Source organism: Martelella mediterranea (genome assembly GCF_021021415.1).
Taxonomy (GTDB): domain Bacteria; phylum Pseudomonadota; class Alphaproteobacteria; order Rhizobiales; family Rhizobiaceae; genus Martelella; species Martelella mediterranea_C.
The window spans coordinates 39,173-60,959 of sequence record NZ_JAINWJ010000033.1 but is presented as its reverse complement, the minus strand read 5'-3'; the positions used below and the strand labels follow the sequence as shown (position 1 = coordinate 60,959).

The window sequence follows — 21,787 nt, the reverse complement described above, 5'->3', positions numbered from 1 at the left end:
TCAGAGCGCCAGCGCCCACACTTTCGCCGACCGGACGTCGCCGTGGCGCAGCCGCATCGAATGCACCGGATCGAAGCCGGCGATGCGCTTGGTGCCGGTCCAGCGGCCATTATCGGCAAAAACCTCGACCGAACCGATATCGAGGAACACCCGGATATGGCTCGGCTTTGCGCCGGGCGCGATATAGCGCGGCGTCGGCTTCTCGGCGTCATCGCGATAGACCAGGCTCAGGCCTTCCTCGTCCAGCGTGATCACGATCTCGATATTGTTGTGATAGAGGTCGAGTTCGAATGTCGGGCCGTCGAGATCGATCACGATCTCGGCCTGCCCGGTTTCGAGGCTCACCAGTTCTCCGGCCGCGAGCGCCGTTTCATCTATCAGATGGTCGCGGAGGCTTTCCACGCCCTCGATCGGCGGCGTCAGCAGCGTGTCGTCGGCCGCGTCGTAGACGAGGTTGCGCGGCAGCGTCATCGCCGTCGGGAAATCGATCTCGGGGGCGGCATCGGCCCAGTTGGCAAGCCAGCCGATGCCCACCGGCGTGCCCTGGTCGAGAAAGGCCTGGAAGGCGTAATTGTCGGTGACGAAGTCGAGTTCCTGCTCGAAATGCGGCGTGAATGTCGTACCGTCGAACTTGCCGACGGTCGCGGTCGTCAGGTTCCTGCGGCCGGTTTCCTCGTCATGGCTGTGCATCAGGCCGCAGATCAGCGCCCAATGGGTGGAAGGGTCGCCCGCCGGCCCGTCGAGCGGCAGCAGGCAGGGACATTCGATGACCTGCGTGTTGAACCGGCCCTCCGAATGCAGGACGGAGACGAACTCCCAGCCGCTCGCCGCCGTCACATCGGCGGTCTGATAGAGCAGCACGACGCCCTCCTCACCCATGCGGCTGCCAAGCAGCATCTTCCAATAGCCGTCCGGGCCGCGGAACACATAAGGATCGCGGAAATCGAGCGTCAGGCCCTCAAGCTCGGGCCGGGTGTCGATCAGCGGCTTGGCCGCGCCGGCGAAGATGAGCGATTGCGAGGTCGCCACCATCTGGATTTCGCGCTCGGGCGCGCGGTCGATCATGTGTTCGGTGAAGAACACTCGGACGCCGGCGGAGTTTTCCAGCGGGATCGCCGAGCCGGAGAACGCGCCGCCGCGCTTGTCGGGCTTGGCAACCAGTTCTTCGGAGGGGAACAGGAAGATCGGCAGATGCCGCCAGTGCAGGAAATCCTCCGAGACCGCATGGCCCCAATGCATCGTGTTCCATTTCAGCCCGTGCGAATAATGCTGATAAAACAGATGGGCCGAGCCGTTGAAGCGGCCAAAGCCGTTCGGATCGTTCATCCAGCCGAAGGGCGGACGGAAATGATAGGAGCCGGGCGCCGGCGCCGGCGCATTGGCGGCGTGGGTGCGCAAGACGGTGATGCCTTCTTCCAGCGCCTTGGCGTCGGTGAACCAGTAGGCGACCGAAATCGTGGTCGTTTCCGGGTCATAGGCGCATTCCAGCTCTCCGCCATGGGGCATGAAGAACATCCGGAATTCGTATTCCTCGGAATTCTGCACGAACACATTGCCGAAAACCCGGTCGTTCAGCGAAAGCCGCAACTCTGCTGGCGCATGCGGATGAACCGCTTTGAGCCAGACATGCAGCACTGCATTGACCGGCACATTGCCGCGCAGCTTGCGAAGGCGGGTTTCGTCGGCGGTGGTCAATTCGTGCATGCTCAATCGGCTCCGTTCAAGCGCTACCGGAATACCCAACGCTCTGCCGCGCGGAACAGCCCGGAATGACAGATATGCGCATCGTGACGAAAACCGGCTGCACGCATGCGCTATCCCGCAGGCCCGAAGCGCTGCAGGATAGCTTTAGACCTAATGCACTGAGACGGGATGTAAAGAGCGTGAGGGCTAGAAAGCCTCCATCTCGCTCTTCACCTTATCGAGAAACCGGGCGCGGGTTTCCTCGGTGCAGTTGTTCATGTCGTAATGGGCCATGAAGCGCACCGGCGCGCCGATCTTGATCTGGGCGCGCAGCACGCGCTTGATCATCTTTTTCGGTGGATTGCCGGCCAGGAAGGCCCGCATCGGCGTCGCGCCATAGGTGAAGACGGCGGCAGCCTTGGTGATGTGGCGCAGCGTCGGCTTCAGCTTGCCGTCTTCCAGCGCGAATGAAACGCCCGGCAGCCAGACGCGGTCGAAATAGCCCTTTAGCATGGCCGGATAGCCGAAATTCCAGATCGGCGTGACGATCACCAACGCTTCGGCCTTTTGCAGACGATGGACATAGGAGGCGACCGGCGCGGTGTTTTCCGGATAGTCGTGATAGCCGATCCGCTCCTCGCGGGTCAGCACCGGCTGGAAGTTTTCGGCGTAGAGATCGCAATCATCGACCACGTGGCCGGCCTTGGTCAGGCTTTCGACAACCTGTCTGTGGAGGGCCGCGCCATAGCTGGTTTCCACCGGGTGGGAAAAGAGCACGAGGACCCGCATCTCACTCCGCTCCCGTTTCTGCCAGCCCCTTGAACAGGAAGTTCTTGCCGGCCTTGAAGTCGAAATCCGGATTTTCCCAGGCGATCATCTTGCCGGGGTTCATCAGGCCCTTGGGGTCGGTTTCCTTCTTGAAGGCAAGCTGCAATTCGTCGGTCTGCTTCATGCCGCCTTCTTCCAGCGTGTAGCGGTGGGGGTTGAAGATCGGGCAGCCATGGGCCTCGTGGATTTTAATGATCTCCTCCAGCCGCTCCGGCGTGGTGTAGCGCACCAGCGGCAGGCCGGAACATTGGATTGCGCCGTCGAAGCGCAGGAATTCCAGATGGCCGATGACCTCGTCGCCGAAAAGCTCGGTCATCTCGCGCACCTTCTCGACATGGTCGGGGCCGGGATACTGCACCTGGAGATAGGTGAAGCTGTCGGGCTGCATCTTCAGCGCGCGCAGCGTGGTGTGGTTCCAGCCAAGCTCATAGGCGCGCGGAATGCCGCGCAGGCTCTCCACTTCATCGGATCGAAAGCGGATTTCGCCCTTCATCAGCTTCACCAGCGCCTCGAAGGGCGCGAGCGCGTGGGGGGCGACCATGACCACGGTGACCGCCTCGCCCTCCTTCAGCCACGGCTTGTGGCGGGTGAAATATTCGTAAGGGACGGGGGCTGCGATCGGCGCGATTTCCTTGACCAGAATGCCGGAGGATTTCGCCAGCCGGTCGGAAAACCGCACCGCATCCATGAAGCTCTCGTGGCCGACGATCACGTCCACCCAGTCATAGGCGGGTGCCAGCGGCATTTCGACCTCGGTGATGATGCCATTGGTGCCGTAGGCGTGGGAGACTTTCAGCAGGTCGCGCGCCGTCAGTTCCATTACGCGGGGCTCTTCTTCCAGCGTGACGATCTTGAGGCGGAGCACATTGCCGAGGTCGCGCAGCCCGCCCCAATGGACCGAGCCGACGCCGCCGGAACCGCCGGCGATGAAGCCGCCAAGGGTCGCCTGGCCGGTGGTGGAGGGGTGGAAGCGCAGTTCCTGGCCGGATTTTTCCTTCAGTTCCTTGTCGAGCTGGGCGCAGATGATGCCGGGCTCGGTGATGACGCGGCCGGGGTGGATTTCCTTGATCCGGTTCATCTTGGTCATGTCGAGCACGATGCCGCCCGACAGTGGCATGCACTGGCCGTAATTGCCGGTGCCGCCGCCGCGCGCGGTGACCGGAACATCATGGCGGAAGGCGATCTTCAGCACCTTGATCACCTCGTCCTCGCTTGCGGGCGAGACGATCAGGTCGCCGGTGACGTTTTCGAGCTGGGCCTTGAGGATCGGCGAGTACCAGTAGAAATCCCGGCTCTTGCGGGAGACGAGGTTGGGGTTGTCCTCGATGGCGATGCCGTCGAGTTCGGCCTTGATCTGTTGATAGTCCGGCATGTTCACTTATCCATCAGCGGGTCAAGTTCGCGATAATCCGGCAGGCTGCGGTCGATGCCCATGCCATTCCGCATCACGATGCGGTCAGCCTGCGGACGGGAAAGGAATTCGCTCCAGCGCCGCGCGCTGAAAAGCACCAGATCGGCGGGGCCGCCCTTTGCAATCACGCCGCGCTCCGGCCGGCCGAGGATTTCGGCGGGGGTGCGGGTGATGATGCGCGGCGTTTCATCCAGCGGATGATCGAGCTGTAGGATGCGTACCGCCTCGCGGATCACCTCGACGGGGTCGAGGTCGCCGTAAGCATAGAACGGGTCGCGGGTATTGTCGGAGGCGACGGCGGTCTTCACGCCGGCGGCCGCGAGCTCCTTGAACAGCGTCACGCCCCGCCAGCGCGGGGTGACGCCCGCGTGGCGGTCCTGAAGATACATGTTGCACATCGGCAGCGAGACGACCGCGATTTCTGCTTCGGCGACGCGGTCGATGGTGCGCTTGGCCGTGTCCTCATCCTGTCTGGCGAGCGAACAGCAATGGCCGACCGTGACCGCGCCTTCGAATCTGTTGCGAAGCTTGGCCTCCGCGATGCGGCCAAGGGTCAGCACCTCGCGGTCCTCGGTCTCGTCGACATGGAGGTCGATATCGAGCCCGGCGTCGCCTGCCGCCTGGAACAACCGGTCGAGCCTTGCGTCGAGATCGGGCAGCATCTGGGTGACGCCGCCGATCAGGCCGTTGCGGCGTTTCAGCAGGGCCACCAGATCATCAAAGAACGGCTCGAAGATCATGTCGATGGCGAACAACGCAACGGCCTGAAGCTCGATCCGGTCCGCCCATTTGTCGCGGATATCGGAAAACACCTCAAAGGAAATCTCGTGCTGCGGCGGCAGGCTGTCGATATGGGTGCGCAGCAGGCCGGTGCCATGGGCGTAGGCGCATTTCAGCGAGAATTCCATCCGGGCGGCGACATCGTCCGCCGACCAGTTGGCCTCGCGGTCGGCGCGGACGTTTTCAAGCGCTCCCATGAAGGTGCCGTCGGGATTGCGGCGGCGCTCCCAGATGTGGCCCTTGTCGATATGGGTGTGCATGTCGGTGAAGGTCGGCCAGACCATGCCGCCGCGAAGGTCGGTGGCGGGCAGGGCGGCGGGGGTCGCCCCGGGCGCGGTGATTGCGCCGATCCTACCGTTTTCGATGGTTATATCCGCAGAGATCAGCCCCTCGCGCGCATCAAGACCTGTCGCTTTGGCGAGGCAGATGGCGGGGAGGGTGGCGTTTGCGAGAACGAAGGACGGGGCCTCGGGAAGCGTAACGAAACCGGTCATCAATTCTCTCTCTTCAGGCTGCTTTCATGCCAGCGATGCAGGAACAGCCAGGCGATGAAGGAGGTGAGCGCGAAGATCGCGACGCCAAGGCAGGCGAGCATGAACAGGGCTGCGAACAGGCGCGGTATGTTGAGGCGGTACTGCGATTCTAGCAGCCGGAAGGCGAGGCCCGAGCCGGCCCCGGCGGAGCCCGCCGCGAATTCCGCGACTACGGCGGCAATCAGCGCCAACCCGCCGCCGATCCGGAGCCCCGTCATGAAATAGGGCAGCGAGGCCGGCAGTTTCAGGTGGATCAGCGTCTGCCAGCGGGAGGCGCCGTAAAGCTCGAACAGGTTCAGGAGATTGTGGTCGACGCTCTTCAGCCCCTGCGCCATGTTGGAAAGGATCGGGAAGAAGGCCACCAGAAAGGCGCAGATCAGCAGCGCGATTTGTGTTGTCGGCGTATAGATCAGGATCAGCGGCGCGATCGCGACGATCGGGGTCACCTGCAGGATCACGGTGATCGGGTAGAGCGCGGTCTCGATCCAGCGTGACTGCACCATGATCACGGCAAGCCCGACGCCGCCGACCAGCGCCAGCCCCAGCGAGATGAAGGTGATCTTGGTGGTGACCCACAAGGCAGGCGCAAGCGTGCCCCAGTCCTCGAAAAAGGCTTCCGCCACCAGCGCCGGGCCGGGCAGGATATAATGCGGGGTCTGGTAGATGATCACGATCGCCTGCCAGATCGCGATCAGCAGCACGATCACCGCGATCGGGATAACGATCCTGAGAATGGTCTCGCCATTGCGGGCGAAGAAGCCGGGGCGGGCGTAGGTCTGTTCCGTGTTTTCGTCGCTCATCAGTGATCGCCTCCCGCTGCCTGAATGGCGCCCTGAAGCGAGCGCGAGACCTTTTCGCAGGCGAGCCTGTATTCCTCTGATGTGCGGTAGCTCTCGTCGCGCTCCTGGCTGGTATCGAGCGGGAAATCGTCGAACACCTGTCCGGGGCGCGCGCGCATCACCACGATGCGGTTGGAGAGATAGGCGGATTCGAACACCGAATGGGTCACGAAGATCACGGTGATGCCGGTCGCATGCCAGAGCCGCAGCACATCGTCATTGAGCTTCTGCCGGGTGATCTCGTCGAGTGCGGCGAAGGGCTCGTCCATCAAAAGCAGTTTCGGCTTGGTCACCAGCGCGCGGGCGATCGAGACCCGCATCTTCATGCCGCCGGAGAGTTCGCGCGGATAGGCATTGGGGAAGTCCTGCAAGCCGACGGTGGCAAGCGCGGCCATGATCTCCTCGAGTGTGCCCGCCTTGGATTTGCCGCGCAGTTTCAGCGGCAGGAAGACGTTGTCGAACACCGTCGCCCACGGCATCAGCGTCGGTTCCTGAAACACGAAGCTGATATCGCCTTCCGGCTTGCCCTTGGCGGAGATGCGCGAGGTCGGCCAGTCGATCGTGCCTCGCGTGACGTCGCCGAGCGAGGCCATGATGCGCAAGGCCGTCGACTTGCCGCAGCCCGAAGGTCCGAGCAGGCTCACGAACTGGCCCTGACAGACGGTGAGACTCATATCCTTGAGCGCGATCGTGCCGTTGGAGAAGATCTTGGTGACATGCTCAAGCTTCACCAGCGGCTTTTGTAAGGTTGCCTCAGCGGGCGCCATGCGGTTTTCCTGAATGCGTAAACGGGCCGCCCCGCGCGGACGCGGGGCGAAGACTGCAGGCAGACTATTTCATCAGGTCCTTGCCAACGCCCTTGCAAACGAACTGCGTGGTGTAGGCCTTGGTGTAGTCGAGGTCGGCTTCATAGAGCCCGATATCGACCATGTCGTCGAAGAAGGTCTTGAAGTGTTCATCGGTCATGCAGCCGATGCCGCCTTCCTCGGCCTCGCCGGAAACGACGATGCCGTATTCCTTCATCTTGTCGATGGAGAAAGCGATCTGCTCATCCGTCATTTCCGGATTGTCTTTCTTGATCAGATCGTTGGCGGCCGTGTTGTCGCCGTAGAGGTAATTGTACCAGCCTTCGATCGAGGCATCGACGAAGCGCTGCACGAGGTCGGGGTTCTCATCGACCATCTTCTGCTGGGCGGTGATCATCGTCGAATAGGGCGAGTAGCCGCTGTCGGCGAGCAGGAAGACCTTCGGCGTCCAGCCCGCTTCCTTTTCCACCGAATAGGGCTCCGACGTCAGATAGCCCTGCTGGGCGGATTGCGGATCGGCGATGAACGGGGCCGGGTTGAAGGTGTAGGGCTTGTACTGCTCGTCGCTGAAGCCGTCGAAATTGGCCTTCATCCACTGGAAATAGGACAGGAACCCGTCCTTGCCCATGAAGATCGTCGGCAGTTTTGCGAGATCGGCGAATTCCTCGATGCCCTGATCGGGATGCGCCATCAGGATCTGCGGGTCCTTCTGGAAGATCGCCGCGACATCGATCAGCGGAATGTCCTCGACCACGGCGTCGAATTCGCCCTGCGGCGAGCCCATGTAGAAATCGACCTTGCCGGCGATCAACAGCGCGCGGTTGGCCGCCTGCGGCCCGCCCTGCACGATCGTGACGTCGAGCCCGTATTTCTCGTAGGTGCCGTCGGCAACCGCCTGGTAGAAGCCGCCATGCTCGGCCTGGGCCAGCCAGTTGGTGCCGTAGGAGACCTCGTCGAGCGCAAGCGCGGGCGCTGTGGCTGCAAGCGTCAGGCCGGCAAATGCTGCAAGCCCGGTCATGCTGGATTGAAGTGACATTTCTCGTTCCCCTTCGCGTTTTGCTGAAGCTTATGATTGGTATTTGAGCGGCTTAACCGCTGTTTGAGAAGTATCAATTTTCGTGCGCATCGATGCCTTTTTTGCACAAGGCTCGGGAATGATATAATTGTAGTCGCACTGCGTAAAAATTGGTCACTCCAGCCGAGTTTAACCCGATGCTGCACTCCCGCAAACTGCAATATATAGATGAAATCGCCCGTTGCGGATCGATCCGCAAGGCGGCGCAGCGGCTGAATGTCGCTTCCTCGGCGGTCAACCGGCAGATTCTCGCTCTGGAGGAGGAATTCGGCGCGCCGCTGTTCGAGCGGCTGCCGCGCGGCCTGCGGCTGACGGCGGCCGGCGAGATGTGCGTCGAGCATATCCGCGAGGTGCTGAAAAGCTATGACCGGCTGGAGGCGCGTATCCGGGCGCTGAAAATGCCGCAGGCCGGCAAGGTCACGCTGGTCACCACCGTCGGTCTTGCGGCCGGCCCGTTGCCGGAGATCATAGCCCGGTTCGTGGCGGAAAACCCGCGCATTCGCATTCACCTGCGCTCGGATATCGGTGACACCACCATTGCCTCCGTTGTCACCGGCGAGGTCGATCTCGGCCTCGGCTTCAATATTCCGCCGACGCCGGGCATCCGCACCGTCGCCACCTTCGACGTGCCGATCGGCGCGGTGCTGCCGCCCGGCCATCCGCTTGGCGAACAGGAGCGCGTCAATGTCGCCGATGTCGTGCAGGAGCCGCTGGTGCTGGCGCAGACGGGCACCAGCCTGCGCAATGTCATCAATCTCATGCTGTCGCCGCTGCCGCTGCCGATCGAGCCGGTGGTGGAGACCAATGCGTCGGAAATGCTGAAACAGCTGGTCAAGCGCGGCACGGGCCTGACCTTCCTCAACCCGCTCGATGTCTATGACGATTGCAGCCGGGGCGAACTGGTGTTCCGCCCGGTCGCCGACCCGCATGTGCGCCACCAGCCGATGAAACTCTTCGCCCGCGCCCGCGCCCCCCTCGACGCCGCCACCAGTCTTTTTGTGGACTATCTGCTGCGCGAACTGGCCGCGATGATCGCGACGCTGCAGGAGCGCCGGCATTTGCCGGAGACGGCGTCGTGATACCAAGGGGCGTTGACCAGGCGCGGAACGCGGATATTCGGTGAAAAAAGGAAAGTCATAGGCCTGCCACGGCCTAATCTGACGTTATCAAATCCAAGTTGGAAGCTGCGCGCTCGATCAGAGGCGGATACATTTCTGCAAAGGCGAAACTTTCACGCCCGCGCGCTTGAGCGGCGCCCAACTGCGTAATTACAGCATCCAAGTTCTCGCCGTAGATGATCATCAACTCTTTCCGATGGCTCGGCTCGAACAATTCGACGAAGCGAACATTCGCCATATAGGTCGGCAAACGATATCCCGCCTCGGCCACCAACTGGCGAAACATCGAGCCGTCCGAACCTTCGCGAATTTCTGGCGGGTTGGCCATCGTCATGCCTGGAAGCACATGCACCGTTCTACCATCCAGCTCCATCGTCTGCGGGTTGCTCTGCGGATAATCGAAGGTGTGATGATTGTCATCCAGATAGCTTTCGAACTGAATCCAGTAGAATCGCTCCACCAGACCATAATCGTCAGCTTCAACGAAAACATGCATTTCAGCATCTGTTACATTGTAAAGAGGCCAGCGCACAGACCCGATATATTCTGCGTCGTCGGGAACGACGACGCGAATGGCCGGATCTGTCGCACTCGTCAAGACGTTGCCTGATACGGATCTCTCGGGGGACGGCCAGTCCGTGGACGCATCGTCGGCCATGGCAGGAGTCTCCGACCTGACGGGAGAGTTGAGAGCCAGAAAGACGAACGGAATTACCAGAAAGCGTTTCATGGCTCTTTAGTGTGCCAATCCGCTGATATCGTCAACGCTCTTTTTTCTTTGGCGCGCCGTGTTCCCTGGCCTGGGCTGAGGTCAGATGGCGTTGCCCGCTTACGCAGGCGTGTAAAGTTTCTCCAGCGGATAACCCTTCAAATCCTCGATCAGTTCGATAAAGCCCGCAGCCTGATGCCGGGCGATCGCCTTGCCCTTCTCGGCGGTGCCTGCCGCCGCGTTGCCGACGGCGCCCTTGGGGTTGAGGTCGTGGGCGATCCAGGCGAGCGAATTGGGCGGGATCGGCTGCAGGTGGCGGGTGTTTTCCTTCTGCCATTTGGCGAGCGAGACGAAGTTTTCCGCATGCTCCATCTTTACCAGCTCGGGCCGGAAATGCAGCATCAGCGAGGTTTCGACCTCGCCGGCATGGATGCCGTAGGCGCGCTCCTCATCGCTGATCATGCCTTCGGGATGGCCGAACCGGCCCCACTGGGTGGAAACCACCGCCATCGCAAACCGCACCCGCATCTCGCGCGCGACGATGTGCATGACGTCGAGATTGCCGCCATGGCTGTTGACGATGATCATCTTCCTGAGGCCGGCTTCCGCGACCTTCTCGCCGATCGCGGTCCAGGCGGGAATCAGGATATCGGCGCCGAAGGACAGCGTGCCGGGGCCGTAGACGTGTTCGTTGGCCTTGCCAATTTCCTGCACCGGCAGCACCAGAACGTCGAGATCGTCGGGGATCATGTCCTGAAGCGTATCCAGCATTCCGCGCGCGATCGCGACATCGGTCGCGACCGGCAGGTGGGGGCCGTGCTGCTCGGTGGAGGCGATCGGCAGAATCGCGATCGTCTTTTCGGCATCAAGTGCTGAAAATTCCGGGCTCGTCAGTTCATTCCAGTAAAAGCGCTTGGCCATGTGTCACCTGTCTCATGTTCCCCGCCGCTTCTTCCAGCGGCGTCTCAGACAGGTTTAGGCAAAGGCGGTGTCCAGCAAAAGCATCGTTTTGCGTCCCGGCCGCTCTCTTTTTGCGCGCGGTCTCAGGCCGGCTTCGGTTTGCCCCACTGGGCAAGCGCAATCCCGCCGACCACGAGCACAAGGGCAATGGCATGGAAGCCCGAAAACTGCTCGCCGAGTACGACCACGGCGATAAACGTGCCGAACACCGGGATCAGATTGATGAAGATGCCGGCGCGGTTGGGGCCGATCACATCGACGCCGCGGATGAAGAAGACCTGGGAGATAAGCGAGGGAAACAGGCCTGCATAGAGCACCACGCCGAAGCCGATGGCGTCATGCGGGAAGATCGCGGCGCCTACGGCGATTTCGGCTGCCACCAAAGGTATTGAGGCGATCACCGCCCCGCAGCAGAACGAGATCACCATCACCCGCCAGTCGAGCGGGGGTTTCCAGCGCAGCGCCACGGTGTAGCCGGAATAGCTGAGCGCTGCGGCAAGCGCCAGCAGATCGCCGAGATTGAGATCGAGATGCAACAGCTTGCGCATCTCGCCCTGGGAAACAACGGTGGCAACGCCCGCCAGCGTCAGCATGAAACCGGTCATCTGCAGCACGGTCGAGCGGGTGCGAAACAGCGCGAAATTGATGGCGAGGATGCAAAACGGCAGGCTCGCCTGGATCATCGACACGTTGATCGCCGAGGTGAGCTGGAGCCCGGAATAGAGAAAGGCGTTATAGGCCGTATAGCCGACCGCGCCAAAGGCGAGGATCGCCGGCCAGTTACGCCTGACCACCGGCCAGTCCCGGCGCATCTGCGGCAGCGAAAACAGGCCGAGAACGATGGCGGCCAAGGTCCAGCGCAGGGAATTGAGAACCATGGGGGAAACGTGCCCCACGGCCAGCTTGCCCGCGGTCATGTTTCCGCCCCAAAGAAATGCCGTGATAGTGAGAAGCAGATAGGCCTGCCATTCGCTGGCGTGCGCGCCTGATTTCATGTCATTCGCCAATCCATTCGAGGGTAAGGACGCAATAGTCCGTCTGCCATGGGGCTGTCACGAGAAAATTTTGCGCTTGCGGGCGTGGGGGATCGCAATATGACAGCGAGATGGTTATAGATGCTGCGGCTTAACCGTGACTTAGGACTTCCAGGTAGGTGATATGACAAATGTTGTAGTGGTCGGCTCGCAATGGGGCGACGAGGGCAAGGGCAAGATCGTTGACTGGCTTTCCGAGCGCGCCGATATCGTGGTGCGCTATCAGGGCGGTCACAATGCCGGCCACACGCTGGTGATCGACGGCGTGAGCTACAAACTGTCGCTGCTGCCGTCGGGCGTGGTGCGCGAGGGCAAGCTTGCCGTCATCGGCAACGGCGTCGTCGTCGACCCGCATGCGCTGATCGCCGAGATCGGCCGGCTGGAAGCGCAAGGGGTGAAGATCACGCCCGAAAATCTCCGGATCGCCGATAACGCAACGCTGATCCTCTCGCTCCACCGCGAGCTTGACGGTATGCGCGAGGACGCAGCCTCCAATTCCGGCACCAAGATCGGCACCACGCGGCGCGGCATCGGCCCGGCCTATGAGGACAAGGTCGGCCGCCGTGCGATCCGGCTGATGGACCTTGCCAATCTGGAAACCTTGCCGGCCAAGGTCGACCGGCTGCTGACCCATCACAATGCGCTGCGCCGCGGCTTCGGCGCGCCCGAGATTTCCCATGATGCGATCATGGAGGAGCTCACCTCGGTCGCCGATCAGGTCCTGCCTTACCGCGAAACCGTGTGGCTGCTGCTCGACAAGAAGCGCCGCGCCGGCCAGCGCATCCTGTTTGAGGGCGCGCAGGGCACGCTGCTCGATATCGACCACGGCACCTATCCCTTCGTCACCTCGTCGAACACGGTTGCGGGGCAGGCGGCCGCCGGTTCCGGCATGGGACCGGGCTCGCTCGGCTATATTCTCGGCATCACCAAGGCCTATACCACCCGCGTCGGCGAAGGCCCGTTCCCGACGGAGCTCGACGACGAGATCGGCAATTTCCTCGGCGAGCGCGGCCATGAATTCGGTACGGTGACCGGGCGCAAGCGCCGCTGCGGCTGGTTCGATGCCGTGCTGGTGCGCCAGGCCGTTGCCACCAACGGCATCACCGGCATCGCGCTCACCAAGCTCGACGTGCTGGACGGGCTGGACGAGTTGAAGATCTGTGTCGCCTATGAGCTGGATGGCGAGCGGATCGAGGCGCTGCCGGCCAGCCAGGGCGCGCAGGCGCGCGTCAAACCGATCTATGTCACGCTGGAAGGCTGGAAGGAATCAACCGTGGGCGCGCGCAAATGGGCGGACCTCCCGGCCCAGGCGATCAAGTATGTACGCCAGGTTGAAGAGCTGATCGGGGCTCCCGTTGCGCTTCTATCCACAAGTCCTGAGCGCGATGATACCATTCTTGTGACCGATCCATTTGAAGATTAAGAAAAAATCGTAGTATTGTCGCGGCACTGTCCCGCACAATAGGGGTGATTCATGGCGGATTTCACAGCAGTCATTCGGCGCGCGGTCGAAGGCCTTCCGGAGCAATCTCCGGAATTGCGCGCCCGCGTCTATGAAAAGGCGCGCTCTGCTGTCATCCGGCAGATGGAAAACATGAACCCCCCGCCGCCGGAAGCGATGATCAAGCGGCAGATCGACAAGATCGATGCCGCAATCGCCGAAGTCGAGAGCGATTTCGCCGTCGCCCTGCCGCCCGACGAGGAGATTGTCGAGGAGGTCGACGGGTTTACCGACGAGGTGCCGGTCGAGGACGATGTTGCGCCGGAAACCCCGGTCGAGGAGCCTTATCGCGACGAAGAGCCGTATGAAGAGCCTCCGGTAGACGACGTTGCGCCGGAACCGGAGCATCACTTCGAGCCCGAGCCCGAGCCCGAGCTGGAACCAGAACCTGCGCAGCCGCGCCAAGCCACAGGCTTCCTGCAAGGCGCCACCTTCGAGGCGGTCAACCGGCCTGACAGGGTCGTCTACGAGCGCGCGCGCGATGCCGCGGAGTCCTATTCCTTCGACACGCCGGAGGAAGAAGAGGAAAGCGATGCCGGATCGGTGGTGGTCGAGCCGGATGAGGACGAACGCCGCGCCGCTGACGATTGGCGCTACGAGGCGGCGCCCGCTGCCGTGCCAACCGAACCTGTCGCGCCTGCGGGCGGGCGACCTGTTTCCGAAAAAGACTGGGCTCACGTCGACAACCTTCTGGGCCTTGAGCCGGAAGAGCCGGGTTACGATGATGATGAGCGGTCCTCCGGTTACGGTCGCGATGGCGACGAGACGGAGCGTGGAGGGCGCGGCGGGGCGAAGCGTATTGTGATTGCGGTTGCCGCCGTTGTCATTCTGGCGGTGGTCGCGGTCGGCGGCTATTTTGCCTGGCAGGGTCGCGACACGGTGACGGCGCTGGTTGACCCGGGGCAAGAGCAGGCTGCCGAAACGCCGGCAGAGCCCGAGGCGCCGCCGGCGACCGAACCTGAGGCTGAGACCGCTCAGGCGCCGGCTGAGGACGCTGCGGACGAGGGCGAAGCGGCAGGCGAAAAGCAATTCACCCAGCGGCTGCTACCGGATGGCACCGAGGTTGAGGAAGGCCTGCCCGCCGCCGGCGCCACCGCCGGACCGGCGCGCACCGTAGCCAACCAGACATCCGGCGCGCCGGCGACTTCCGGCTCCACGCAGGAAGCGGCCGCGCCCGCGCCGCCGGTCGGCTCCGCGCAGAAGATGTTCCTTTACGAGGAGCAGCTTGGCCAGTCGGTCCCGTCGGCCTATCAGGGCACGGTGACCTGGGAACTGAAGCAGGAGAACACCGGCACGGCGGTGTCCGAACCGGTGATCGAGGGCGTCATGAACGTGCCCGAGGCCGGGCTTTCCGGCGTGATTACCTTCCGTCGTAATGACGATTCCTCGCTGCCGGCAAGCCATCTCATCGATATTGCGTTCACGCTCGGCGATAATTTCCAGGGCGGCGCGGTCGACAATGTCCAGAGGATCTCGCTCAAGAACACCGAAGCCGCCAGGGGCGATCCGCTGATCGCGGTCTCGGCCAAGATCACCGACGATCTCTATATGCTGGCGCTCAATGATTTCGATCAGGCGCGCGGCCAGAACCTGGCGCTGCTGGCCGAGCGCAACTGGATCGATATCCCGATCACCTACCGCAACGGCCGCCGCGCGCTGCTGACGCTGGAAAAGGGCACGACCGGCATGGCAATCTTCGACCGCGCCGTCCAGGAATGGCAGGCGCTGGGCGATATCGGCGACAATTGAAGGCTTTCCGATAAAGCCTGCACGCTTGCCGAGGTGAAGCGAGGCTGGACAGATGGACATAACCCTTGCTCACGCGCTCACCCGGCGTCGCTCTGTCCGCGCGTTCGCGAAGCATGCGATACCGCTTCGCTCGCTGGAAAAAATCCTGTGGGCGGGCCAGGGCAAGTCGGGAGAGGATGACGGAAGGACCGTTCCTTCAGCCCACGCGCTCTACCCGCTTCGCCTGTTTGTCATGGCAAGCAGGGTCGACGGCCTTGACAGCGGATTGTATGCCGCTGAACCGGGCGGGCTTGACCTGAGGAACATCAATCATGCCGATTTGCGGCCGGCCCTTTGCAAGGCGGCCATTGGTCATCCGGAGTGGATTGCGAATGCGGCGTGCATTATTGCCATATGCGCTGACATGCTGACGCCGGTGCGGGCATTCGTTGAACAGCAGCCCTATGGCGCGCGCGGCGAGCGCTACATCTTTCTGGAGGCGGGCGCGGCGGCGCAAAATATCCAGCTCATGGCGGTGGCGGAGGGGCTCGGAAGCGTTCTGGTTGGTGGTTTCAATGATGAAGCCACGGCCAGTGTTCTCGGGCTTGCGCCGCCCCTCGCGCCTGTCGCGCTGATGTGCCTCGGGGCCCGGTTCCTGAGCGCGGACGAAGCGCGTCGACATCGTCGTCACACAACGCATAACGCCCTCACGCGGTGATGCGTGAGGGCCTGCTCATTTACATATGGTTTGTTCCCGGCTGGATTGGACGCTCAGGAACGCGGCGCCGCTTTTCGTTTGGGCCGGCGCCCTTGCCGGTCCGTCCGGACGGAGCAGGCCCGCAGAATCTCACTTCCCGCTTCGCATCCCGGCAAGCGCTGCTGCGCCCGTATCATCGCTGGTCTTCTCGCTCAGCGGGGCGCAGAGCAGCAGGAGGCGGCTCTTGAGCATGTCGATCTTGAATTTCGCGGCTGCTACTGAGGTTTTCGCCTTCTCGACATCGACACTCTCCCCGCAATGCGCCGCTTCATCGGCATTCTGCAACTGGTTTTCCGCCCGCACCAGCGCCGCGTTCGCCGCGGCGAGGTCGCTTTCGGCGGCGGCGATGCCGAGTTTCAGGGCGTTGAAGTCGTTCATGAAGTCGCGGCGGTTGTCGCGCGCGCTCAGGATCGTCTCCATGAGCGTCAGCCGGGCGTTCTGCGTCATGCGCAGCGCATCGCCTTCATCGATCAGCGGCAGGACATAGGACACCAGGAACTGGAGGTTCAGGCCGCCGGTCTGGGTCATGAAACTGGGGATCGAGGTCTTCAGCTTGGTGAAACGCGATTGCCGGGCGAGATCGAGTTGCGCGGCCGAGGCTTCGACGAGCAGATCCTCCAGGCGCTTCTTGCCGGAGCTTGCGAAACAGGCCTCCGCATCGTCGCTTTTTATCGACTCGAAGCCGGAAAGCGAGGACAGTACGGAGCGCTCCGGAGCCACGCGATAGCCGCCTTCGGCAAGGCCTGCAAGGCCCAACAGTTCGTCCCGTTTCGAGGCGAGCAATCGCGACACGGCGTCGGCTTCGTGGCGGGCGGCGGCGACCTGCGCCTTGAGCGCTTTCAGTTCCCGCGCTGTCGCGTCGCCGCTTGCGACGTCTTCACCCACATCGCCGGCCCGGCAGGCAAGCCCCTTTTCCTTCAGCACGGCGTTTTTATGCCTGAAATCGAGGGTCGTATATTCATTGTAGGTGTTGAGAAGGTTGGACGTCGCGGTGCGCTGGGCGATCTGGTATTGCACCGGGATCAGCCGGCCTGCGACCTCCACCGATGGCTGATCGAGGCGGAGCAGCGCCTTCGAGATGTCCCAGTTGACGCCGAGCACGATATTCGAAGTCCCGGCCACATCCCCGAGATCATCGCCGGTATAGGTGGCAATCTGGCGCGCCTCGGCGCTGATGCGCGGTAGGCGCGCGGATTTGACCTTGTCGAGCTCGAGCATGGCTCGCGCGCGGTTGATGCGGGCGCGCATGAAATCCTTGCCGGCGCCTTCCGCGCTCGCCAGAAGTTCAGAAGGTCCCAGCACTGCGCCATCGGCGGGCGGTTCGGGCGGCTGCGCGCTGAGTTCCTGCTCCATCAGGTCGATCTGCTGGGCGGTTTGCTGCAATTGCTGGGAGGCGCAGCCGGCAAGCGCCAGCCCGACGCCCGCAAGCGCGCCCATGCTGAGCCTGGCGGTCCCTCTGTTTCGCAAGTTTCGATCAGACACGGTCGGCATCACTCGGCTGGAGGCCGAAAGGCATGCCGTCGGCGCGGGCCTCACCCGTTGTGCGGCTGCGAACAATTGTTCCGCTCGGCGACGGGATGGCGACCGGGGATCGGCTGGATTTGCGCGCAAAGACGCTCGAGACCGCCGGCAAGGCCGGGGGAAATTGCGGATATCTCACGGCTGGGCTCTCCCTCAGAAACTGACGGGAAAATTGCAGTTCAGGCTTCGTAGAAACGGCTCGGGCGGGAAATTGTTTCCCGTGAGCCGACCTGCGAGCGATTCAATGCCTGTATATTAGCCGTAAAGCTTGGCAAAAATGGGATAACGCCTGCTGCGCTGCAAAAGAAAGCGGGAATCAGTGCTCAGGTCGCAGGCTTGGCTTCGAACACGACCTCGCCCTCATTGACCACGAATTCGATGGCCATGCCGGACTCCTCCGCCAGCAATGCCGTGTAATAGGGCTGGACATTATGCGAGGTGATCGGGTCGTCCATGACCCCGCCATAGATGCGGGCGAAATCGGCCGGCATCTGAACGTAATTGCCGCGAGTGCGGATGATGAAGGCGAAGATATCACCTGCGGCATCGAGACCGACATCGATGGTGCCGCCGCGCGGGATGGTGGTGAGGGCAACGAGGAAAAGGTTCAAAAGCAGCTTGACCCGGTTCTTCGGCGCGTTGATGCGCGGGCCGCTCCAGTTGAGCGTCACCCGTTTGCCAAGCCCGACCAGGTCGCGCGCCGCCGTCTCCGCCTCGCCGGTATCAAGCGGCGTTTCCAGCGTGCCGGAAGCGCCGAAGGCGATGCGGGCGAACTTCAGGTGAACCGTGGCCGAAGCCGTGCTCTGGCGGATGAGCTGCAGCGCGTCCTCGTCCATGCCGCCCTCGTCCAGCAGTTCCAGCCCGTTTCCGGCAGCCCCGATCGGATTGACGACATCGTGGCAGATGCGGCTTGCAAGCAGGGCCGCAAGATCTGCGCCGCTCAGGGTCAGGTTCGGGTTTTTCATCGCGTCCACCATCCTTCGGATCAGGCGGCCAGCGGCCGCCCCTGTCTTTTGCTGGTATCGCCGCGCCATGGCAAGCGATAATCGGCATCCGGCAAAATCCTCCCATTTGGTAAATCCATTGTTAAGGGGTATGGCCCACAATATCCGGCAAAAGTCCGCCGTCCGCCGGATTGCCGCCATCAAAACCGGCGGCGCTTGCGGACCAGACCAAAAAAGCAACAGGAATGGAACCGCCATGTTTGCCAGAAACGCCGTAAGGTTCATCAAGGCATTTGTCTTCGCCCTCTGGATGGTGGCTTTCGCCATCGTGCCGGCCGGCGCGCAACAGCAGACCCAGCAGCAAGCGCAGCAATCCGGCACATTCTCGCCCGACGAGATTGTCGACGCCGGCAACAATTTCTTCGGCGAGGCGAGTTCGGGCCTTGCCCAGACGCTGCAGAACGCGTTTTCCAAATACGGCCTGCCAAACGGCTATATTCTCGGGGCGGAAGGCTCCGGCGCCTTCATCGCCGGCCTGACCTATGGTGAGGGCGTGCTCAACACCAAGAATGTCGGCTCCCACAAGGTGTTCTGGCAGGGCCCCTCGCTCGGCATCGATTATGGCGGCGACGGCTCGCGGGTGATGATGCTGGTCTACAATCTGCCCTCGGTGCCCGACCTCTACCACCGCTATGGCGGCGTTTCGGGCTCGGCCTATATCGTCGCCGGCTTTTCGATGCAGGTCTACAAATACCGCGATGTCATCCTGGTTCCGGTGCGCTCGGGCATCGGCGCGCGTCTCGGCGTCAATGTCGGCTATCTGAAGCTGACCGAGCGGCCGACCTGGAACCCCTTCTGAGCGGAGCGCGGGATTGGGCGATCTGAAAACAGACATCGAAGCCCGCTATGCGGCGATCTGCAGCCAGGTGGATGCAGCCGCCGGCTCGGATCGCGAGGACGAGGCCCTGCGCGCGGCCTTTGCCGAGCTTGCCGCGATGATGATCGCCTATCGCTACCGCGAGGGCGGCGAGGGCGCGCGCGATGCGCTGGCGGCGGCGCTTTCGCGCGATCAAGGCCGCAGCGCGCACCGGATCAGCCTTGCCGAACGCGCCCGCGCCCTGCTTGCCGAAACGCGGTAGATCGACGCTTTAGCCGATGCGGCCTTTCGCAAGCGCAAGCTGATAAAGCGCGATCGCGGCCGCATTGCCGACATTGAGGCTGTCGAGCCCCGGTGCCTGCGGGATGCGCACGGTTCGAAACGCCTCCATGATATCGACCGGCAGCCCCTCGCCTTCCGTCCCAAGGACAAGCGCCACCCGCCGTCCCGGCACAAGATGATGCACGGCCTCGCTGCCTGAGGGCGAGAGGGCGACGACGTCGAAGCCGGCCCGCGCCAGCGCGGTCAGGATTTCCGACCCATTGCCGTCTCGTGTCCACGCCATCTTCAGCACGGAACCAACCGAAACGCGCAGCGCCTTGCGATAAAGCGGGTCACAACAGGTCTCGTCGAGCAAGACCGCATCGGCGCCAAGCGCCGTCGCATTGCGGAAGATCGCGCCGGCATTGTCGTGGTTTGAAAGGCCGATGCAGACCACCACGAGCGCGTCGCCAGGCAGCGTCGCGATAAGGCTTTCCGCCGTGGGACGACCGGCAATGCGGCCCAGCGCCAGAACCCCGCGATGCATGTCGAACCCGGCGATCGCGTTCATCACCGCAGCATTGCAGGTGAAAACCGGCACGCTGGCCGGATAGCTTTTCAGTACGTCCGCAATGCCCGCCATCCGGTTTTCCAGCACGAGGATGCGCTCGGCTTCGAACCTTGCGGCATCCGCCTCGGCCAGCACCCGCAGCACCACCGTGCCTTCGGCGATGAACAGGCCCTGCCGCCCGACCAGATCCTTCTCCCGGATCGCGCGGAACGGCGCGACCCGCGGATCGTCCGGATCGGTGATGGCAAATGCCGGTGCGGCCATCTCAGTCGAAGCGGATTTCGACATCGGCGGCCATGCGGCCGGTATTGATATCAAAGAGATAGAGCGTCTGCTCGCCGTTTTCCTTGGTGCCGTAGATCAGCGCCTGGCCGTCGCCATAGCTGATATCGGCGATCTCGAAGCCGCGCGGCAGGGTGGCCGTCAGCGCCCTTGGCGCATCCGCGGGCACGATCGCGCCGCCGCGCTCGGCGACCGGCGCTTCATCCGTTCGGCTCATCACCTTGTAGAGGATCGCGCCGAACACCGCCATCAGCGAGACGATCATGATCAGCGCGGAGACGACCTGCAAGCGCAGCATCCGCCGCCGCACCAGCTCGACCGCAGGGTCGAGCGGCTTGTCTTCTTCTTCGTCTTCAATGCGGTGTTGCGACATTGTCCATTGCTCCGGGGGCCGGTTTCGCTTAACAAGCGCGAACCGCACTTGCAAAGTTCAGATGACAGACGACCCGTTTAAACAAACCCAGGCCGATAGAAAAGACTTTCTCGTCCCCGAGGGCACGAAAGAGCGTCTGGACGCTTTCATCGCGCGCGAAATGGGCGACGGCGTATCGCGCACCCGCGTGAAGGCGCTGATCAATGCCGGCGCTGTATCGATCGACGGCAAGCCGGCGACCGAGCCGAGCCGCAAGGTCAAGCCGGGCGAGGCCATCAGCCTGATCATGCCCGAGGCGGAAGACGCCGAGCCGGAAGGCGAGGATATCCCCCTCGACATCCTGCACGAGGACGACGACATCATCGTCATCAACAAGCAGGCGGGCCTCGTCGTGCATCCGGGCGCCGGCAACTGGACCGGAACGCTGGTCAACGCGCTGATCCACCATTGCGGCGACACGCTTTCGGGCATTGGCGGGGTGAAGCGCCCCGGCATCGTCCACCGCCTCGACAAGGACACAACCGGCGTGATGGTGGTGGCCAAGAACGACGCCGCCCATCAGTCGCTTGCCGCGCAATTCGCCGATCACGGCCGCACCGGGCCGCTGCAGCGCGCCTACAAGGCGCTGATCTGGGGCCGGCCAAAAATGCTGCACGGCACGATCGACGCACCGCTCGGGCGCGCGCCCGACCGCATCCGCCGCGCCGTTAAACGGGCCGACAGCGCCGATGCCGATTTCGCCATCACCCATTACACGGTCGAGCGCCGTTTCGGCGAAAAGCCGGATGGCAGCGCGCTGGCAAGCCTTGTCGAATGCCGGCTGGAGACGGGCCGCACCCATCAGATCCGCGTGCATATGGCCCATATCGGCCACCCGCTGATCGGCGACAACATGTATGGCGGTGGCTTCAAGACCAAGGTCAATTTGCTGGAGGAGCCCGCCGCCTCGCTGGTGCGCGGCTTCCCGCGTCAGGCGCTCCATGCCGCGCTGCTTGTGATCGAACACCCGTCGACCGGCGAAGAGATGCGCTTCGAAGCGCCGCTGCCCGAAGATATGGCGGCCCTTTGCGCGGCCTTCGAGGGCTGAGCGATACCAGCGACCAAAAACATTCCAGTCAATGGAAAGTTTTTGGTTTCATTCCCTTGAAAGCCCTCCCTGCCATACTTAAATCGGGTTTTCCCTCCAGAAAATCGAT

The 21,787-nt window shown here is 62.8% G+C and carries 21 protein-coding genes; 7 read left to right on the top strand and 14 right to left on the bottom strand.

Annotation, left to right across the window (positions count from 1 at the left end):
• The 7 genes from K7H91_RS18055 to K7H91_RS18025 form a co-directional block, all read right to left on the bottom strand.
• Positions 1–1,704 (bottom strand): GH32 C-terminal domain-containing protein, encoded by a 1,704-nt coding sequence (locus K7H91_RS18055; RefSeq protein ID WP_230721620.1) that lies wholly within the window; start codon positions 1,702–1,704, stop codon positions 1–3.
• A gap of 186 nt (positions 1,705–1,890) precedes the next feature.
• Positions 1,891–2,472 carry an NAD(P)H-dependent oxidoreductase gene (locus tag K7H91_RS18050; protein WP_230721619.1) on the bottom strand — a complete coding sequence of 194 codons (582 nt, stop codon included), beginning with the start codon at positions 2,470–2,472 and terminating at the stop codon, positions 1,891–1,893.
• A gap of 1 nt (position 2,473) precedes the next feature.
• Positions 2,474–3,883 (bottom strand): FAD-binding oxidoreductase, encoded by a 1,410-nt coding sequence (locus tag K7H91_RS18045; RefSeq protein ID WP_230721618.1) that lies wholly within the window; start codon positions 3,881–3,883, stop codon positions 2,474–2,476.
• A 2-nt stretch (positions 3,884–3,885) separates the two neighbouring features.
• Positions 3,886–5,196, bottom strand: coding sequence for a cytosine deaminase (locus K7H91_RS18040; RefSeq protein WP_419197496.1), 1,311 nt, complete (start codon positions 5,194–5,196; stop codon positions 3,886–3,888).
• Positions 5,196–6,035 carry an ABC transporter permease gene (locus K7H91_RS18035; protein ID WP_230721616.1) on the bottom strand — a complete coding sequence of 280 codons (840 nt, stop codon included), beginning with the start codon at positions 6,033–6,035 and terminating at the stop codon, positions 5,196–5,198. The genes K7H91_RS18040 and K7H91_RS18035 overlap by 1 nt, the downstream gene beginning before the upstream one ends.
• A complete protein-coding gene (locus K7H91_RS18030; RefSeq protein ID WP_230721615.1) occupies positions 6,035–6,841 on the bottom strand; it encodes an ABC transporter ATP-binding protein in 807 nt (268 codons plus the stop codon). Before K7H91_RS18030 ends, K7H91_RS18035 begins: the two co-directional genes overlap by 1 nt.
• 64 nt (positions 6,842–6,905) lie before the next feature.
• Positions 6,906–7,916: an ABC transporter substrate-binding protein gene (locus K7H91_RS18025; protein ID WP_419197495.1), complete on the bottom strand. Its 1,011-nt coding sequence runs from the start codon at positions 7,914–7,916 to the stop codon at positions 6,906–6,908.
• A gap of 176 nt (positions 7,917–8,092) precedes the next feature.
• Between K7H91_RS18025 and K7H91_RS18020 the strand changes: the two genes are divergently transcribed.
• The gene (locus tag K7H91_RS18020) at positions 8,093–9,034 is read left to right on the top strand and encodes a LysR family transcriptional regulator (RefSeq protein WP_230721614.1); all 942 of its coding nucleotides are present in this window, start codon (positions 8,093–8,095) and stop codon (positions 9,032–9,034) included.
• Between the two features lie 73 nt (positions 9,035–9,107).
• Here K7H91_RS18020 and K7H91_RS18015 read toward each other — a convergent pair whose 3' ends face one another.
• From K7H91_RS18015 to K7H91_RS18005, 3 genes are all read right to left on the bottom strand, one after another.
• Entirely contained in the window at positions 9,108–9,731 is a 624-nt protein-coding gene (locus K7H91_RS18015) for a hypothetical protein (protein WP_230721613.1), read from the bottom strand.
• A 171-nt stretch (positions 9,732–9,902) separates the two neighbouring features.
• Positions 9,903–10,703 carry a creatininase family protein gene (locus tag K7H91_RS18010; RefSeq protein WP_230721612.1) on the bottom strand — a complete coding sequence of 267 codons (801 nt, stop codon included), beginning with the start codon at positions 10,701–10,703 and terminating at the stop codon, positions 9,903–9,905.
• A gap of 122 nt (positions 10,704–10,825) precedes the next feature.
• Entirely contained in the window at positions 10,826–11,737 is a 912-nt protein-coding gene (locus K7H91_RS18005) for a DMT family transporter (RefSeq protein WP_230721611.1), read from the bottom strand.
• Between the two features lie 163 nt (positions 11,738–11,900).
• Here K7H91_RS18005 and K7H91_RS18000 point away from each other — a divergent pair, with 163 nt between their 5' ends.
• From K7H91_RS18000 to K7H91_RS25875, 3 genes are read left to right on the top strand one after another with little or no spacing between them, the layout of a single operon-like run.
• Positions 11,901–13,199: an adenylosuccinate synthase gene (locus K7H91_RS18000; RefSeq protein WP_230721610.1), complete on the top strand. Its 1,299-nt coding sequence runs from the start codon at positions 11,901–11,903 to the stop codon at positions 13,197–13,199.
• Positions 13,200–13,250: 51 nt separating this feature from the next.
• Positions 13,251–15,026 carry a hypothetical protein gene (locus tag K7H91_RS17995; RefSeq protein ID WP_230721609.1) on the top strand — a complete coding sequence of 592 codons (1,776 nt, stop codon included), beginning with the start codon at positions 13,251–13,253 and terminating at the stop codon, positions 15,024–15,026.
• A gap of 52 nt (positions 15,027–15,078) precedes the next feature.
• On the top strand, positions 15,079–15,723 hold the full coding sequence (locus K7H91_RS25875) for a SagB/ThcOx family dehydrogenase (RefSeq protein WP_419197494.1): 645 nt from the start codon (positions 15,079–15,081) through the stop codon (positions 15,721–15,723).
• Positions 15,724–15,852: 129 nt separating this feature from the next.
• On the opposite strand, the gene K7H91_RS17985 is transcribed toward K7H91_RS25875, so the two are convergent.
• Together K7H91_RS17985 and chpT are read right to left on the bottom strand one after the other, a co-directional pair.
• Positions 15,853–17,244, bottom strand: a complete 1,392-nt coding sequence (locus K7H91_RS17985) for a hypothetical protein (RefSeq protein WP_230721607.1) — start codon at positions 17,242–17,244, stop codon at positions 15,853–15,855.
• Positions 17,245–17,606: 362 nt separating this feature from the next.
• Positions 17,607–18,248: a histidine phosphotransferase ChpT gene (gene chpT / locus K7H91_RS17980; RefSeq protein ID WP_230721606.1), complete on the bottom strand. Its 642-nt coding sequence runs from the start codon at positions 18,246–18,248 to the stop codon at positions 17,607–17,609.
• Positions 18,249–18,483: 235 nt separating this feature from the next.
• On the opposite strand from chpT, the gene K7H91_RS17975 reads away from it, so the two are divergent.
• Entirely contained in the window at positions 18,484–19,086 is a 603-nt protein-coding gene (locus K7H91_RS17975; RefSeq protein WP_230721605.1) for a DUF1134 domain-containing protein, read from the top strand.
• A gap of 13 nt (positions 19,087–19,099) precedes the next feature.
• Positions 19,100–19,366: a hypothetical protein gene (locus tag K7H91_RS17970; protein WP_230721604.1), complete on the top strand. Its 267-nt coding sequence runs from the start codon at positions 19,100–19,102 to the stop codon at positions 19,364–19,366.
• A 9-nt stretch (positions 19,367–19,375) separates the two neighbouring features.
• On the opposite strand, the gene K7H91_RS17965 is transcribed toward K7H91_RS17970, so the two are convergent.
• Together K7H91_RS17965 and K7H91_RS17960 are read right to left on the bottom strand one after the other, a co-directional pair.
• Entirely contained in the window at positions 19,376–20,224 is an 849-nt protein-coding gene (locus K7H91_RS17965) for a TrmH family RNA methyltransferase (protein WP_230721603.1), read from the bottom strand.
• Positions 20,202–20,591: a hypothetical protein gene (locus tag K7H91_RS17960; protein WP_230721602.1), complete on the bottom strand. Its 390-nt coding sequence runs from the start codon at positions 20,589–20,591 to the stop codon at positions 20,202–20,204. Before K7H91_RS17960 ends, K7H91_RS17965 begins: the two co-directional genes overlap by 23 nt.
• Positions 20,592–20,652: 61 nt before the next feature.
• Here K7H91_RS17960 and K7H91_RS17955 point away from each other — a divergent pair, with 61 nt between their 5' ends.
• Positions 20,653–21,678: an RluA family pseudouridine synthase gene (locus tag K7H91_RS17955; RefSeq protein ID WP_230721601.1), complete on the top strand. Its 1,026-nt coding sequence runs from the start codon at positions 20,653–20,655 to the stop codon at positions 21,676–21,678.
• The last annotated feature ends 109 nt before the right edge of the window (positions 21,679–21,787 follow it).

Excerpts from the sequence above, each read along its gene's own strand:
- K7H91_RS18050 (WP_230721619.1), bottom strand. The coding sequence starts at position 2,472 with ATGCGGGTCCTCGTGCTCTTTTCCCACCCGGTGGAAACCAGCTATGGC.
- K7H91_RS18010 (WP_230721612.1), bottom strand. The coding sequence starts at position 10,703 with ATGGCCAAGCGCTTTTACTGGAATGAACTGACGAGCCCGGAATTTTCA.
- chpT (WP_230721606.1), bottom strand. The coding sequence starts at position 18,248 with ATGAAAAACCCGAACCTGACCCTGAGCGGCGCAGATCTTGCGGCCCTG.
- K7H91_RS18040 (WP_419197496.1), bottom strand. The coding sequence starts at position 5,196 with ATGACCGGTTTCGTTACGCTTCCCGAGGCCCCGTCCTTCGTTCTCGCA.
- K7H91_RS18045 (WP_230721618.1), bottom strand. The coding sequence starts at position 3,883 with ATGCCGGACTATCAACAGATCAAGGCCGAACTCGACGGCATCGCCATC.
- K7H91_RS18025 (WP_419197495.1), bottom strand. The coding sequence starts at position 7,916 with ATGTCACTTCAATCCAGCATGACCGGGCTTGCAGCATTTGCCGGCCTG.
- K7H91_RS18005 (WP_230721611.1), bottom strand. The coding sequence starts at position 11,737 with ATGAAATCAGGCGCGCACGCCAGCGAATGGCAGGCCTATCTGCTTCTC.
- K7H91_RS18000 (WP_230721610.1), top strand. The coding sequence starts at position 11,901 with ATGACAAATGTTGTAGTGGTCGGCTCGCAATGGGGCGACGAGGGCAAG.
- K7H91_RS25875 (WP_419197494.1), top strand. The coding sequence starts at position 15,079 with ATGGACATAACCCTTGCTCACGCGCTCACCCGGCGTCGCTCTGTCCGC.
- K7H91_RS17960 (WP_230721602.1), bottom strand. The coding sequence starts at position 20,591 with ATGTCGCAACACCGCATTGAAGACGAAGAAGAAGACAAGCCGCTCGAC.
- K7H91_RS17965 (WP_230721603.1), bottom strand. The coding sequence starts at position 20,224 with ATGTCGAAATCCGCTTCGACTGAGATGGCCGCACCGGCATTTGCCATC.
- K7H91_RS18030 (WP_230721615.1), bottom strand. The coding sequence starts at position 6,841 with ATGGCGCCCGCTGAGGCAACCTTACAAAAGCCGCTGGTGAAGCTTGAG.
- K7H91_RS18035 (WP_230721616.1), bottom strand. The coding sequence starts at position 6,035 with ATGAGCGACGAAAACACGGAACAGACCTACGCCCGCCCCGGCTTCTTC.
- K7H91_RS18020 (WP_230721614.1), top strand. The coding sequence starts at position 8,093 with ATGCTGCACTCCCGCAAACTGCAATATATAGATGAAATCGCCCGTTGC.
- K7H91_RS17995 (WP_230721609.1), top strand. The coding sequence starts at position 13,251 with ATGGCGGATTTCACAGCAGTCATTCGGCGCGCGGTCGAAGGCCTTCCG.
- K7H91_RS17975 (WP_230721605.1), top strand. The coding sequence starts at position 18,484 with ATGTTTGCCAGAAACGCCGTAAGGTTCATCAAGGCATTTGTCTTCGCC.
- K7H91_RS18055 (WP_230721620.1), bottom strand. The coding sequence starts at position 1,704 with ATGCACGAATTGACCACCGCCGACGAAACCCGCCTTCGCAAGCTGCGC.
- K7H91_RS18015 (WP_230721613.1), bottom strand. The coding sequence starts at position 9,731 with ATGGCCGACGATGCGTCCACGGACTGGCCGTCCCCCGAGAGATCCGTA.
- K7H91_RS17955 (WP_230721601.1), top strand. The coding sequence starts at position 20,653 with ATGACAGACGACCCGTTTAAACAAACCCAGGCCGATAGAAAAGACTTT.